Origin of the sequence: Candidatus Ichthyocystis hellenicum (assembly GCF_001460935.1) — a bacterium.
GTDB lineage: Bacteria > Pseudomonadota > Gammaproteobacteria > Burkholderiales > 2013Ark19i > Ichthyocystis > Ichthyocystis hellenicum.
The window spans coordinates 1,587,773-1,602,980 of the sequence record NZ_LN906597.1 but is presented as its reverse complement, the minus strand read 5'-3'; the positions used below and the strand labels follow the sequence as shown (position 1 = coordinate 1,602,980).

Below are 15,208 nucleotides of genomic sequence, written 5' to 3'. Positions count from 1 at the left end.
TGGTTTAATTAACTAGGAGTCAAAAAATACTTTGACTCCGTCAGGCATATCAATGTTCATAGATTGAGCTAATTTCAGTATTTGCCAATAATATCTATAACTTGCTCGATCCTTTAGTTCATCATTGGCGTCTTTAACTGGGCCCCAATGATTATTATATGCCATTATCAGTATGTCTGATGCATACGAAATTAACTCACGGCAAGGAGTCATGGCTCTTATTATTGGCTCTATTTGGCTCGGGTGTATACTCCACATACGTGTGAATCCAAAGTAGCGAGCGCGGTTAGCATCCTGTAAAACAATGTCTTCATCGTTTATTTTTATGGTAACGTTGTGAGAAGCCACGCGCTGATGAGCAGCGCATGCAGCGACTATGCTTTTTTTAGCTGAAACAACCGAGGGATGGGTGAATTGGTCCGGGCTTTTCATGGTGCTATCAGGAATTAGTGTGTCGAAGGAGCTAACGAAATCCATAATGCCAAATGAAATACACTCCACTGAGGGCTCTGCTGCTATAGAGAAAACATCCTCTACTGATTCTAGAGTTTCAACAATAGGATGTATAGGAATTTTTCTATCATCTAAGTGCTTTGTTACCAGCTCGTCAATCCACGAAAGAGCTTTTGCAAATTCTGAGTGAGTTCCAACTTTAGGTATTGTTATGTAGGATAACTTACTCCCACTGTGTTTTATTAATGATTCAACTTCATGCTCAAAGAAATTACTGTCAGGTGAGTGTACCCGAACACCAATCCGAGAAAATTTATTCGCAGAACTATCATTGATAATTTTTATGAAAAGCTCAACTTGCTGCCTTTCTTGATCCACTACAGAGCCGTCATCGCAATCCAAAGTTATATCGAAAATAGGTCCTAGCTTTTGCTGCTTTTCTGTTGCTTTTTTAATGAAGCTCTCGTTTCCAGCATAATGATCACAAGACGGAATTACCGGCCTTCTATAGCATTTTTTAGTGTTCCATAGAACCTTATCAGGATTGATCATGATTGACCCAGCATTTTGCGCACTACATCTCTTTCCTCTTCAAGCTCCTTAACAGTCATTGCTATTTTTTCTTTTGCAAATTCGTTTAGGGAAATGTCTTTAACTATTTCATACTCTCCTCCTGGTAAACAAATGCATGGCATTCCACAGTAAAGACCCTCGGGGATGAGTGGTGCATAAGTATTGCCAGTAAAAACGGCCATGCTTGACCACTCTTGTTTTTGGGATCCTAAGGCCCAATCACGCATGTGATCGATAGCAGCTGAAGCGGCTGAGGCTGCTGATGAAGAACCGCGAGCGTTAATAACTGCAGTTCCTCTTTGAGCTACTGTCTTAATAAAGAAGTCTTCATACCACGAGTGTTCTATCTTTTCTATAACGGCTTCTCCATCTACTGTTGCTAAGCTGAGATCAGGAAACATTGTTGGTGAGTGATTTCCCCAAATGGATAGTTTTTGAATATTAGTTCTAGTTAGTGAGGAATTCATATGCGAAGCCAGAAGTGATAGAGCACGATTTTGGTCTAGTCTAACCATGCCACTGAATTGTGTTTTCTTTAATTCAGGGGCGTTGCTTGCAGCTATTAGTGCATTGGTGTTAGCCGGATTTCCTACAATAAGTACCTTGACTTGACGTGAAGCAGAATTGTTGATGGCCATTCCCTGAGTTTTAAATATGGAAGCATTTTGTTCCAGAAGGTGCCTTCTCTCTTGCCCTTTCTGCCGAGGTTTAGATCCTACCAGGAATATATAATCGGCATCGCGGAATGCAACATCAGGATCGTCACTGACTGTAATTTTATCCAGTAGCGGGAAAGCACAATCTAGCAACTCCATGACCACGCCCTTTAATGCATCCATGGCCGGTGTTATTTCCAGCAACTGCAAAGCAATTGGCTGGTTAGGACCCAAAAAATTACCACGCGCTATGCTGAAAAGCAAGCTGTATGCAATCTGTCCTGCAGCACCGCTTACCGAAATGCGAATGGCTCCTGAAGTCATAAAAATCTCCACTAAAAAGCAAATTATAGATACGTTGATTGTGTCATGATAGCTACATTCTAACTAATTTTCTTATCGATCGTAAAAGAACTTAACCTCAAAATGACCAATAAGATGCTAGAACATATAGTTAGACCTATTTTGCTGAAGTTAGTGATAAATGTGCAGTTACTTAAATTAAGTGGTAATTGTGTCTGAATGTCTATGTTTTTTGTTTTTTTCTGCACAAAAATAAATATACCAACAGCTGTGTCCGTATTATTGTATACATATCCTGGTTGTTTTATAATGACTGGCCCGTTGTTGTGGCAAATTTTTTGATGAGCTCTTCATCCATTGAGAGGATAGGGAGATGTCTTCTTCGCCGAGTAGTAAAAAGCAGTTTCGTAATATACAAATACTTGATATATCAAAATATAGGCTGCCTATTCCTGGTATAGTGTCTATTTTGCACCGTATCAGTGGTGTTTTTTTGTTTTTGGCCATTCCAGCTGTATTGTTTATTTTGGAAAAAACTCTCCGCAGTCCTTTGTCTTTTGCTTCGGTGACTAGTTACCTTAGGGATCCAATTTTTAAGATATTGTTAGTAATCGTGTTTTGGTCGTTTATTCACCATATTTTGGCAGGGGTTAGGTTTTTGGCTCTTGACCTTCATTGGGGAGTTACTAAGTATGTTTCTCGATTGACTAGCTCCATTGTTTTTGGAACTGCGGTGATTTTGACCATAATGTTTTCGGTTTGGATGTTCTTATGATAAATCGTATTGTTGTTGGAGCTCATCATGGGATTAAGTCTTGGCTATTTCAGAGGGTTACGGCCTTTTTGATGTGCTTATATGTTTTGGTAGCCGGGTTACGTATTTTCCGGATGCCGATGTTTGACTATGCTAGCTGGGTTGAGGTTTTTTATCCGCTCTGGTTTCGTTCCCTAACTTTTGTCGTCTTTAGCTCTATGTGCTTTCACGCTTGGGTTGGAATGCGTGACATTGTTATGGATTATGTAAAGCCACTTTCTCTGCGTTTGATTTTTCACATCGTTGTCATATTCTTTTTGCTCTGCTACACGTTCTGGGCATTTGAGATTTTACAAGGAGTTAGTTAATGGCATTGCCCAAAAGGAGCTATGATGTTCTCGTTGTAGGAGCTGGTGGTTCTGGTTTGAGATCGGCTTTGGAGTTGTCTAGGGCAGGTGTTAGTGTTGCTGTTATTTCAAAAGTTTTTCCCACTCGTTCTCATACCGTTGCGGCCCAAGGTGGCATAGGAGCTTCCTTGGCTAACATGGGGGAGGACCACTGGCTTTGGCATATGTACGACACAGTTAAGGGCTCAGATTACCTTGGTGATCAAGATGCCATTGAGTTTATGTGTAGGGAAGCTCCTGAGGTTGTTTATGAGCTGGAGCATATGGGCATGCCTTTTGACCGTAACTCTGATGGTACTATTTATCAGCGTGCATTCGGTGGCCATACGGCCAACTTTGGTGAAAAGCCAGTGCAGCGTTCATGTTGTGCTGCTGATAGAACTGGTCATGCCATGCTCCATACTCTTTATCAGCAGAATTTAGCACTTAATACCTATTTTTACATAGAGTGGATGGCTATAGATCTGATTATGGCGGCTGATGGATCCTGTGTCGGTGTTCTTGCCATGGAAATAGAGACTGGTAATTTTTTAAATTTGAATGCCAAGGCAGTTATTTTGGCTACTGGTGGCGCCGGTCGTATATTCCGTTCTACAACTAATGCCTATATTAATACCGGAGACGGTTTGGGTATGTGTGCTCGCTCTGGAATTCCTTTGGAAGATATGGAATTTTGGCAGTTTCACCCTACAGGTGTTGCTGGGGCTGGTGTTTTGATTACTGAGGGAGTACGCGGAGAAGGAGGTATTCTCTTAAATGCAGATGGTGAGCGTTTTATGGAGCGATATGCTCCGACTTTGAAGGATTTGGCTCCTCGCGATTTTGTTTCTCGTTCTATGGATCAAGAGATTAAGGAAGGTCGCGGGTGCGGTCCTAAAAAGGATCATGTGTATCTTAAGCTCAATCATTTGGGTGATGAAGTTATAATGAAACGATTGCCTTCTATCCGTGAGATTGCTATTCGTTTTGCTAATGTTGATCCCATATTGGATCCTATTCCTGTTGTTCCTACTATTCACTACCAAATGGGTGGCATACCGGTTGATATTCACGGTCGTGTGGTGTCGTGTGATGACCATGGGTGTGATGTTCCTATTCATGGTCTTTATGCTGTAGGAGAGTGTTCCTGTGTTTCTGTTCATGGTGCCAATCGGCTGGGAACCAACTCCTTATTGGATTTGGTTGTTTTTGGGCGTTCTACTGCTAGGCACGTCATTAAGTTTGTTTCTTCAGAACCAGAATTTTTCCCAGATCTACCGAAAAATGCCAGTGAGGAATCTTTGGACCGTATTAACTGTCTTAAGGGTAGATCATCTGGTGAGAATGTTTATTCAGTGCTGTCTATGATTCAGGATGTGATGCAAGATCATTGTGCAGTTTTTCGTCGAGGTGATATTTTATCATCCGGAGTTCAGAAAATTATGGATCTTAATTCCATGGTTGATAACATTGCTGTTCACGATAAATCTGCAGTTTTTAATACTGCCCTAGTTGAGGCTCTTGAATTACAGAACATGATTGAGGTTGCAAAGTCGACTATGGTTTCTGCTTTATTGAGGCAGGAGAGCAGGGGGGCGCACGCTCGTGATGACTGCCCAGATCGCGATGATGAGAATTGGATGAAACATTCCCTATATTTTTCCAAGGGAAATCGTGTTTCTTATAAGCGGGTTAGATCTGATCCCCTTACTGTAGATAGGTTTATGCCTAAACCTAGGGTTTTTTGATCAGTAAAGTCGATTGCTGAGGAGCTTTTATGGGTGTTGTAGATATTCGTACTGTGGTGGTGTATCGCTATGATCCTGAGAAGGATGATAAGCCTTATATGAAAAGTTATGAGGTTAATCTGTCTGAGCACAGCTTGCGTATGCTACTGGATGTTCTCTCGTATATAAAGTCTAAAGATGATTCTTTATCCTTTCGTAGATCATGTCGTGAGGGAGTTTGTGGTTCGGATGCTATGAATATTAATGGTAAAAATGGCTTGGCTTGCCTTACCAACATGAAATCCTTACCGAAGAAGATAATCCTACGTCCGCTTCCTGGGTTGCCGGTTGTACGTGATCTTATTGTTGATATGACCCATTTTTACAATCAGTATTACTCAGTTAAGCCTTATTTGATCAATAATGAGTCTGTTGCGATTAATAAGGAGAGATTACAGTCTCCAGAAGATCGTGAGGAATTGAATGGTTTGTACGAGTGTATTTTGTGTGCTTGTTGTTCTACCTCTTGTCCATCTTTTTGGTGGAATCCCGATAAGTTTGTCGGTCCTGCGGGGTTGTTGCAGGCATACCGTTTCATTGCTGATTCCCGCGATCGTGCTACTAGTGAGAGGCTTGATGATTTGAATGATCCCTATCGTCTATTTCGTTGTCATAGTATTATGAATTGCGTTGATGTTTGTCCGAAAGAACTTAATCCTACAAGGGCTATAGGTAAGATTAAGACTGTGTTGCTGTCGCGTTCGTTATGATAGAGGATGATCTTAGGCGTTTGCGTTGGCGTTGTCGTCGTGGCATGTTGGAGCTCGATATCGTTCTGAGCGAGTTTCTTGATGATCATGCTTCCTCTTTGACTGAGCAACAAGTTGGGTTTTTGCTTCGTTTTTTAGAGTTTCCTGATCCGTATATTTTTAATGCATTATTTTCAGGGTGTTTTTCCTCCGGTGATCCTGAGGTTGATTCTATTATTGCGATGATTAAATAGATAGATAGAAAGATATAATGTTAATACTCGTTGAGGTGTCTACATATGGATAAGGCAAAGATAGACTTGGGTGGTGGTGTTCCGTCTTGTAGTGCTGATGTTTTGTGCGGAACTGCTGGTCCTAAGGTGGTGGATGTGCGCGGTCTTTATGCGCAAACAGGTGTTTTTACTTATGATCCTGGTTTTTTGTCTACAGCCAGTTGTCATTCTGCTATTACTTATGTTGATGGTGAAAAAGGAGAATTGTGGTACCGAGGTTATCCAATTGAGCAATTGGCTGAAAATTGCGATTTTATGGAGGTAGCTTATCTTCTTCTGTACGGAGACCTTCCTGACGTCAAGGAGAGGGACGAATTTTGTCGTTTGGTTGTAGTTCATACCATGATACATGAACAACTGAGCAGATTTTTTCATGGATTTAGGCGTGATGCCCATCCTATGGCCATTGTTGCTGGTGTTGTTAGTGCTTTGTCAGCTTTTTACCATGATTCTCTTGACATAGATGATCCTGTTAGTAGAAATATTTCTGCCATTAGATTAATAGCTAAAATGCCTACTATTGTTGCTGCAGCTTATAAATATTCCGTAGGACAGCCGTTTGTTTATCCTCAGAATGACCTAGATTACACTTCCAACTTTATGCGGATGATGTTTGCTGTTCCTTGTGAGGATTATGTTGTTAATAGGGTGGTTTCCCGTGCTTTGGACAAGATATTCATTTTGCATGCAGATCATGAGCAAAATGCATCTACCTCTACGGTGCGGTTAGCTGGTTCTTCCGGGGCTAATCCTTTTGCTGTGATTGCTGCTGGTGTTGCATGTCTTTGGGGTCCTGCTCATGGTGGTGCCAACGAGGCCTGCTTGCATATGTTACAAGAAATTGGTGATGTTAGCAGAATAGGTCAATATGTTAAAAAAGCTAAGGATAATGATAGCTCATTTAGGCTTATGGGATTTGGTCACCGTGTTTACAAGAACTATGATCCAAGAGCACTTTTGATGCGAGATATTTGTCATGAGGTTTTGGATGAGTTAGGTTTGCAGAATGATCCTTTATTTAAATTGGCTTTAGAGTTGGAGAAAGTTGCTCTTGAGGATGATTATTTTGTGAGCAAGAGGTTGTATCCTAATGTTGATTTTTACTCGGGTATTGTTCAGCAAGCTCTTGGTATTCCTATAGAAATGTTTACTTGTATTTTTTCATTGGCACGTACTGTAGGATGGGTTTCTCATTGGATTGAAATGATAACTGATCCTGATCATAGGATTGCACGTCCCCGGCAGTTATATACTGGTCTTCACAAGAGAGATTTTGTTCCTGTTGAAGATAGAAATCGTGGCTGATATTTTTTTCTATTAATTTAGAGAGGTTTTTACGTGGGTACTATGAAGCAGCTCGAGGATACTGCTTATTTGAACTCGGCTAGTGCTGGATTTTTTGAAAATCTTTACCTGTCCTATCAGAGGGATCATTCTTCTGTTTCTTCTGATTGGCAGCTTTGTTTCGAAAGATACAGTAAAACTGAAGAATTACCATCTTTTGCTCCTGAGTCTATTGATTTGGGGCAGAATTCACTGACGCCACTTTCAGTTTCTGCTGGTGCCGATTATGATCCCGGTAGTTCCTCTATTGGTGACGTTTATCGTTCTTGGGGGTATTTTTCAGCTAAGTTGGATCCTTTAGACTTGTTTCCTAGGTCTCCACATCCTCTTGTGGCTGATATTGAATCTAGGTTGCCTCCAGAAAAATACGAAAATATGAAGGAGATTTACTGCGGCTCGGTTGCCGTTGAGTTTGCTCACATCTCCTCTCGTGATGAGTATTTGTGGCTTCAGGAGCGTTTCGAATCACGTCTAAGTGATGTTGCCTCACCAGATGCTAAAAAGCGCATTTTGCGTCTCTTGACTGTTGCTGAGTCATTTGAAGACTATCTTTCTAAGCGTTTTGTTGGTGCAAAACGCTTTGGTTTGGATGGTAGTGAGTCTTTCATAGTTGCATCTGATGCTTTGGTGCAGTTTGCTGGACACTTAGGTGTTCGTGAGATTGTTGTTGGTATGGCTCACCGTGGACGGCTAAATTTTCTTGTTAATATCATGGGAAAATCACCATCTGCTTTGTTTGAAGAATTTGAGGGTCATTTTGACCGTAGTCTAATTTCTGGTGATGTTAAGTATCACATGGGGTTTTCGTCTAATCTTGTCACTTCTGGAGATCCTGTTCGTTGTTCTATGGCCTACAATCCTTCTCATCTTGAGATAGTGGATGCAGTAGTCATGGGGATGGTTCGTTCTCGTCAGGATGCCTATGGACCTTCTCGTAGTGGTTTAGTTTTGCCATTTTTGGTGCATGGAGATGCCGCTTTTGCAGGTCAGGGCGTAGTTATGGAAACCCTAAATATGTCTCTAACTGCTGGCTATAACGTTGGGGGAACCGTTCATCTGGTAATAAATAACCAAATTGGGTTTACGACATCTTGTGCTCATGATGCTCGCTCCAGTTTTTTTTGCACCGGGGTTGCAAAGTCAGTGGAATGTCCTATTTTTCACGTCAACATGGATGATCCTGAGGCTGTCGCATGGGTGGTTCGCTTGGCGTTACTTTACCGCCAGACCTTTCGTAAAGATGTTGTTGTAGATCTGGTCTGTTTCCGTCGATTGGGGCACAATGAGCAGGATGAGCCATATATTACTCAACCTATTATGTATCATAAAATTTCTCAGCACCCAGGTACGCGTCATATTTATGCAGATTGTTTGTTGAATTTAGGGATTTGTACTCAAGCTGATATTGATGGTTATCGTACTTCTTATTGGGATGCGATGGATGAAGGAGTTCTTCCTGTTCCCGTTTTATCTGACAGTTTGTTTTTTGATCGTCCTTGTACAGGATGGTCTGATTTTTTAACTGATAGATATTCTGGCAATGCTCGTACTTCTTTGCCAATTGAAATCTTGATGTCTTTAGGTAAATCTTTGTTAGATGTTCCTGATGATTTCAGTTTGCATAGGGTAGTTAACAAAGTTATTTCCGATCGTCAGCGAATGTATCAATCTGAAGCGCAACTTGATTGGGGGGCTGCTGAAAATTTATCCTATGCCTCTTTGTTGGCGGAAGGTTTTTCCGTACGTTTATCAGGTCAGGATTGTGGTCGTGGTACCTTTGCTCATAGACATGCGGTTATCCACGATCAAAAAAATGGTCGGTGCTTTTGCCCTTTGCGTGCTTTTGAAAAGGATGGTGTTTCGTTTGAGGTTTATGATTCTGTTCTCTCTGAGGAGGCAGTTGTCGCTTTTGAGTACGGTTATGCCATGATGAATCCAAAATGTCTTGTTATTTGGGAAGCTCAGTATGGGGATTTTTGCAATAACGCCCAAGTTCCTTTTGATCAGTTTTTGTCGAGTTCAGAGGCTAAATGGGGTAGGTATAGCGGAGTTGTGTGTTTATTACCTCATGGCTTTGAGGGTCAGGGACCGGAGCATTCATCTGCTAGGTTGGAGCGTTTTCTTCAGTTGTGTGCGCAGAAGAATATGGAAGTCTGCGTTCCTACTTCTGCAGCACAGATTTTCCATTTGTTGCGCCGTCAAATGCTGCGTCGCCAGAGACGACCTCTTATTGTTATGACACCTAAATCATTGTTGCGAAAATCTGAGGCTATGTCGTCTATGGAGGAGATAGCTAATTCTTCTTTCTCTCCTGTTATTGGTGATAATGACGTGGATCCTTCTCGTGTTCGTCGCTTAGTAGTTTGTTCAGGTAAGGTTTACTATGATTTAGTTTCGTATCGCAAAGAGCATAGTAGAGAAGATGTAGCTATTGTTCGTATAGAACAGTTATTTCCTTTCCCGCATTCTCTTTATTCTGCTGAAATTGCTAAGTACACTCGTGTTTCAGATGTTATTTGGTGTCAGGAGGAACCACGTAACATGGGTGCCTGGTATTTTATTTGTCATAAACTAGGTGGTTATTTAACGTCGTTGCAGAATTTACGCTACGCTGGTCGTCAGCGCTCGGCTTCTCCAGCTGTTGGATTTTCATCTGTTCATTATTCACAGCAAGAGGTACTTATTGAGGAGGCTTTTAATTCTCGTGTTTCATCAGAGCCAAGTGATGAGTAGTTGCTTGTTACTCTACGTTTAGGAGATTTTTTCTTATGTCTGTCAAAGTGAAGGTTCCACAGTTGTCAGAGTCTGTGTCTGAGGCGACACTTCTTTCTTGGCAAAAGCATCCTGGTGATGTTGTTAGGAGAGGAGAAGTATTGGTTGAGATAGAGACAGATAAGATTGTTATGGAGATTCCTTCGCCTGTGGATGGGGTCTTGTCGTCTGTTGTTGAGCTAGAGGGTGCTGTTGTTGTTAGTGGTCAGGATGTTGCTTGTATTGATGAGGTGGATTCTACTGATGAACTATCTTCACCACCGCCACCTGCTGCAGATCATACCCGTGATGGATCTAAGAAGAGTGACACAGAGAAGTTGCTCATGCCTGCTGCAGTTTCTACTGCTGCCAAAATAGGGCTTACTGTTGACGATAGTATTTTGGGCTCTGGTCTGGGTGGTCGTGTTCTGAAAGAAGATGTATTGAGGGCCTATGTTTCTTCAGATATGCCTACATCTTCTACCCATGAGGTTTCTCTTCCTACTGTTCAGCCCGAGAGACGTTTTTCCGAGGGTTCGTCTTCTGTTTCTACCCGTTTTGTTGACACTAGTTCCGTTGCTACTAGTCGTCGTGAACCAATGTCTCGTCTTCGCTCCCGTATTGCTGAGAGGTTACTTGAGTCTCAAGCTTCAACAGCTACATTAACTACTTTTAATGAAGTTAATATGAGGTCTGTGATGGACCTTCGTAAACGATATGTTGATGATTTCGAAAAAGAGTATGGTGTGCGTTTGGGGTTCATGTCTTTTTTTGTGAAAGCAGTTGTTGCTTCCTTGCGTAAGTTTCCTGTTCTTAATGCATCTATTGATGGTAATGACATTGTTTATCATAATTTCTTTAACATCGGTGTTGCTGTAGGAACTGAGAGGGGTTTAGTTGTTCCGGTTTTGCGTGATGTTGATCGCCTATCTATGTCTGAGATTGAGATAGCAATAGGGGATTATGCGAAGCGAGCTCAGTCTGGACATTTGACTTTAGATGAATTAAGTGGGGGTACCTTTTCTATTAGTAATGGTGGTGCTTATGGTTCTATGATGTCTACACCTATTATTAATCCACCGCAGTCTGCTATATTGGGTATTCATGGAATAAAAGAACGTCCTATTGTTGAAAGTGGAGAGATTGTGGTTCGTCCAATGGTTTATTTGGCCCTTTCTTATGATCATAGGATTATAGATGGTCGTGAGGCAGTTCTTGGACTTGTTGCTATCAAGGATGCTTTGGAGGATCCGTCGCGCTTATTGTTGGGTGTTTAGTTGCTGATAAGGTTTATGTCCGTATGGAGAAATTTGATGTTGTAGTTATTGGTTCTGGTCCTGGTGGTTATGTTGCGGCTATTCGTGCTTCTCAGTCTGGTTTTAGAACTGCCTGTATTGACTCTTGGGTTGATCAATCAGGAGCTCCTTGTTATGGTGGTACCTGTCTTAACGTTGGGTGTATACCGTCCAAGGCATTGTTGCAGTCTTCGGAGTTTTATGCTCAGGCCAAGTATGATTTCGGTGATCACGGCATTGTTCTAGGTTCTGTGCAGCTTGATTTAGATAGAATGTTGCAGCGAAAGCAGAAAATAATAACTGATAATAATCGCGGTATTTCCCATCTGTTCAAAAAGAACTTGGTTACTTCTATTTTAGGTAGAGCGTCCTTTTCGGGAATAGATAATGACGGATTTTATTTGTTGTCTGTTGATGGTCATGAAGAGCCTGTAGCTGCTAGTAAGGTTATAATCGCTACGGGTTCTGCTCCTAGATTTCTTCCGGTTTCACCCGTTGACAATCACCTTATTGTAGACAATGTTGGTGCTCTTTCTTTTGATCAAGTTCCTGGTCGTCTTGCCATTATTGGTGCAGGTGTTATCGGTTTAGAAATGGGGAGTGTTTGGTCTCGTTTGGGTTCTCATGTCGTAATTTTAGAAGCAGCTACTGATTTCTTACCCGCCGCGGATGCTGATGTATCACGTGAGGCTATGAAACACTTTAAGAAGCAGGGTATAAAAATTAATCTAGGAGTTAGTATTGATTCTGTTGTTACCCATGATTCTGTTGTTACTGTCAGTGTGCGTACTAGTGTTGATGAGACTAAATCACTTACTTTTGACCGTTTGATTGTTGCTGTGGGGAGGGTTCCTAATACTGATGGATTGCATCTTGATCGTATTGGTTTGTCTGTGGATTCCGGAGGCTTTATTCCTGTAGATCATAACTTCTCTACTGCCATCCCCGGTGTTTATGCTATTGGTGATGTTGTTCACGGTCCTATGTTAGCTCATAGAGCAACTAAGGATGCATTATTTGTTGTTGATAACATATCTGGTGTTTGTTCTTACTATGATCGTGATGTGATTCCTTGGGTTATATACACAGATCCAGAGATTTCCTGGGTAGGTAAAACTGAAGAGCAGCTTAAGAGAGAAGGGATTGATTATAATGTGGGACAAGCTAGTTACGTAGGTAATGCTAGGGCTCGTGCCATGGGTCGTGGTTTTGGTTTTGTTAAGGTTATAAGTTGTGCAGCTACTGACCGTATATTAGGTGCTCACATAATAGGACCTATGGCCTCAGAGTTAATTAGTGAGTACGTTGTTGCTATGTCGTTTAAATCTTCATCGCAGGATATAGCCTCCATTATACATGCCCACCCAAGTCTTTCTGAGGTTTCGTTTGAGGCAGCTATGGCAGTAGCTGGTACGGCCCTTCACTCTTAAAATATTTTATTCAGTGGAATTTTTTTTGTTGTGGTTTATGATCTATGCTGGACTTGAGGAAAGCATACAAGGATTTGTGCCTTGCCAATGGCTATAAAGAAGATGATTCTCAGTTTAGTGCTGTTTGTATAATTGAGCCTATTATCCAGTCTCTTATAGATAGACGTAATTTTTGGGGTAGGATGACTGTTCCTACTCCTCCGTCTGTCTATATTTTTGGTCCGTCTGGGTATGGAAAAACATTCTTGATGGATTTGGTGTACCACAATTTTTCTCTTCCAGGAAAAAAGAGAATGCACTTTCATGAATTTATGAGATGTATTCATGATTACTTTGCAAGTAATAGTCACCTTCCTGATCCTATTATGATGATGGTTAATTCCCTAGAATATAGGTACCTTTTTTTAGATGAATTTTATGTATCTGATATTGCCGATGCCATGATACTTGGACGTCTACTAAAATGTCTTCATGACAGGGACACTTTTGTTATTGCTACCAGTAATTTTGAGATTTCTAATTTGTACCCGGATGGACTCTGTAGAGATAGATTTTTACCTACAATCGATTGGATGAATGATAATTACCGTACCATAAGTATGGTCGATGGCATAGACTTTCGTTTGAAAAAATCAGGCGGTAATCAAAAACGTTTTTTTTCTCCACATTCTGAAAGTACGGAAAAGTTTTTTGAGAGTTTTTTTGTTGACAAAAGTGAAGGAAGTCTCCATATCCTTAACCGTCCAATAAGATATTATCGTAAGGGTTTAAATGAAGTATGGTTCACATACAGTGATATTTGTCAGACTATCAGAAGTTCCAATGATTATTTGATACTATCAGATATATTTTCTACTTTTATAATTTCATCTATTCCTGAATTTGATGATTTTTCCTCGGTTCATTTACGTAGATTCACATTCCTTGTTGATGTACTGTATGATCGCAAGATAAAGCTATTTATTTCCTCCGCCACTTGTATAGATAAATGGTCATATGATGGAATTTTTTCTGATCAATTTACCAGAACTATAAGTAGATTATTCGAGATGAGAGAGGAATATTACGGGAAATAGTGGTTGATTTTTATTTATGATTGTTTTTTGCCTTTACATGGATAAATTCCGATGAAGCAAGAGTGTGCATGGGATTGGCAAAAATATAGACAAAGCACACAAGAGTAGAGATTGATCGTGTGGAAGCCTCAGCAGTATTACAGATATAAACAATAACAAAAAAATAGTCAACAAAGCAGACAGCAAGAAATTGACGGCGGTAACGAAATTGTAGACACTGCGAGGTACATCTTCCTGACCAACAGAGGTTAGTGGTGATCCTGCAATTCCTTCTCCGTGACACCACTCTAGTATTCTGTCATGAGCTTCCATATCCCCTTCTTGGAGTATGTCGAAGCTTATTACACTTAACAAATCACAAGAGTCATAGGCAGAATCGCCACTACCTTCTTCCATCAAGGACCACACAGTACTATTGTTGTCATCATCTTGAATTAACAAAGGTCGGACAACTCGCATGCGATCCATGATAAATACACTTCCAGAGAACTACAAACAACCGCATTATAACCAAATGTTTCCTAAAAGCTAGCATATTATATTAAAATATATTAAAAACATACACGAAAGTACTAATATTTCTATTGCTAATTAACCGAAAATTTCTCTCAATAAGAATCCAATAACTCCAATAACAAACACGGTTGATATGTCACCTGTTCCTTCTCCTTTAGCTGACCTATACAGCTCCATAGTAAATGAAGCAAACGTCATTACTGCCCATAAATTCCAAATAAGGTTCCTTGCTGCAAGTCTTGTCGAAGGTCTTATAGGCTCAATTGTACTATGTTGGATAGCAAAATGTCTTTTTCTACTATTTGGGATATGGGTGGTTCTTATTGAGCTCGTAGGGACCATACGAATCTCCTCTGAAAATTCATTTGGTGCTATCTTTGATCCAATTTGCGTTCCAGCATCTACAACCAATGTGTAGCTTTCATCCAGTGCGCATTCTTTTTTAGTGACAGCGTCAACTTGTTTAATAGCCGCATAAAAGAACCTTTCACCTCTGTTATCATTAAGTTGCGTAGAAGCGTCTCTTAGTAACAATGTAGGAGAAGATGTCGAAGCTTTTTCATCATTATTAACACTAGTTTGTGTTCCAACCTCTTTTGTTTTTGTATTAGAACAAAAGTCATCGTTTTCATGTAATTTAATTTCCTCAGAATCTCCTTGCAAAGAGGAAAGAGAGGACTTTGAAGATGCAACATCATCACTACTATGATCACTATCTACCGATAGGTTACAATTAAAATTTGTTGAGTTAGCCAAGGTAATTCTCCCCTTCTGAAAATGACAATAAAATGGATTGTAAAAATCAAATCATATTGCAGCAACACTGCAGAAGTTAAACAATCTGCATGAGTAAACCGATACCCCAAATGCAGATAATGACAAGAACAAAGCAATAGCAACAG

The 15,208-nt window shown here is 40.6% G+C and carries 14 protein-coding genes; 10 read left to right on the top strand and 4 right to left on the bottom strand.

Annotated features, from left to right (window positions below):
- Positions 1-12: 12 nt before the first annotated feature.
- Together Arg41_RS06210 and Arg41_RS06205 are read right to left on the bottom strand one after the other, a co-directional pair.
- The gene (locus Arg41_RS06210) at positions 13-1,005 is read right to left on the bottom strand and encodes an HpcH/HpaI aldolase/citrate lyase family protein (protein ID WP_092343192.1); all 993 of its coding nucleotides are present in this window, start codon (positions 1,003-1,005) and stop codon (positions 13-15) included.
- The gene (locus Arg41_RS06205) at positions 1,002-2,006 is read right to left on the bottom strand and encodes a malate dehydrogenase (protein WP_092343193.1); all 1,005 of its coding nucleotides are present in this window, start codon (positions 2,004-2,006) and stop codon (positions 1,002-1,004) included. The genes Arg41_RS06210 and Arg41_RS06205 overlap by 4 nt, the downstream gene beginning before the upstream one ends.
- Before the next feature lie 352 nt (positions 2,007-2,358).
- Between Arg41_RS06205 and sdhC the strand changes: the two genes are divergently transcribed.
- The 10 genes from sdhC to zapE are packed head-to-tail and all read left to right on the top strand — an operon-like array spanning position 2,359 to position 13,790.
- The gene (sdhC, locus tag Arg41_RS06200; protein ID WP_092343194.1) at positions 2,359-2,760 is read left to right on the top strand and encodes a succinate dehydrogenase, cytochrome b556 subunit; all 402 of its coding nucleotides are present in this window, start codon (positions 2,359-2,361) and stop codon (positions 2,758-2,760) included.
- A complete protein-coding gene (gene sdhD, locus Arg41_RS06195; RefSeq protein ID WP_092486927.1) occupies positions 2,757-3,107 on the top strand; it encodes a succinate dehydrogenase, hydrophobic membrane anchor protein in 351 nt (116 codons plus the stop codon). The genes sdhC and sdhD overlap by 4 nt, the downstream gene beginning before the upstream one ends.
- Positions 3,107-4,873 (top strand): succinate dehydrogenase flavoprotein subunit, encoded by a 1,767-nt coding sequence (sdhA, locus tag Arg41_RS06190; RefSeq protein WP_092486930.1) that lies wholly within the window; start codon positions 3,107-3,109, stop codon positions 4,871-4,873. The genes sdhD and sdhA overlap by 1 nt, the downstream gene beginning before the upstream one ends.
- 29 nt (positions 4,874-4,902) lie before the next feature.
- Positions 4,903-5,622: a succinate dehydrogenase iron-sulfur subunit gene (locus Arg41_RS06185; protein ID WP_092343197.1), complete on the top strand. Its 720-nt coding sequence runs from the start codon at positions 4,903-4,905 to the stop codon at positions 5,620-5,622.
- Positions 5,619-5,855, top strand: coding sequence for an FAD assembly factor SdhE (locus tag Arg41_RS06180; protein WP_092343198.1), 237 nt, complete (start codon positions 5,619-5,621; stop codon positions 5,853-5,855). The genes Arg41_RS06185 and Arg41_RS06180 overlap by 4 nt, the downstream gene beginning before the upstream one ends.
- Before the next feature lie 45 nt (positions 5,856-5,900).
- On the top strand, positions 5,901-7,199 hold the full coding sequence (gene gltA / locus Arg41_RS06175) for a citrate synthase (protein ID WP_092343199.1): 1,299 nt from the start codon (positions 5,901-5,903) through the stop codon (positions 7,197-7,199).
- A gap of 42 nt (positions 7,200-7,241) precedes the next feature.
- Positions 7,242-9,971 (top strand): 2-oxoglutarate dehydrogenase E1 component, encoded by a 2,730-nt coding sequence (locus Arg41_RS06170; RefSeq protein ID WP_092490775.1) that lies wholly within the window; start codon positions 7,242-7,244, stop codon positions 9,969-9,971.
- 35 nt (positions 9,972-10,006) lie between these two features.
- A complete protein-coding gene (gene odhB / locus Arg41_RS06165) occupies positions 10,007-11,266 on the top strand; it encodes a 2-oxoglutarate dehydrogenase complex dihydrolipoyllysine-residue succinyltransferase (protein WP_092490596.1) in 1,260 nt (419 codons plus the stop codon).
- A 23-nt stretch (positions 11,267-11,289) separates the two neighbouring features.
- Complete coding sequence (gene lpdA / locus Arg41_RS06160; RefSeq protein ID WP_092343201.1) at positions 11,290-12,714, top strand: dihydrolipoyl dehydrogenase; 1,425 nt, start codon at positions 11,290-11,292, stop codon at positions 12,712-12,714.
- Between the two features lie 44 nt (positions 12,715-12,758).
- Complete coding sequence (zapE, locus tag Arg41_RS06155; RefSeq protein WP_092343202.1) at positions 12,759-13,790, top strand: cell division protein ZapE; 1,032 nt, start codon at positions 12,759-12,761, stop codon at positions 13,788-13,790.
- Positions 13,791-13,823: 33 nt separating this feature from the next.
- On the opposite strand, the gene Arg41_RS06150 is transcribed toward zapE, so the two are convergent.
- Both Arg41_RS06150 and Arg41_RS06145 read right to left on the bottom strand, forming a co-directional pair.
- On the bottom strand, positions 13,824-14,258 hold the full coding sequence (locus Arg41_RS06150) for a hypothetical protein (protein WP_092343203.1): 435 nt from the start codon (positions 14,256-14,258) through the stop codon (positions 13,824-13,826).
- A gap of 123 nt (positions 14,259-14,381) precedes the next feature.
- A complete protein-coding gene (locus Arg41_RS06145; protein WP_092490595.1) occupies positions 14,382-15,062 on the bottom strand; it encodes a hypothetical protein in 681 nt (226 codons plus the stop codon).
- Between the last annotated feature and the right edge of the window lie 146 nt (positions 15,063-15,208).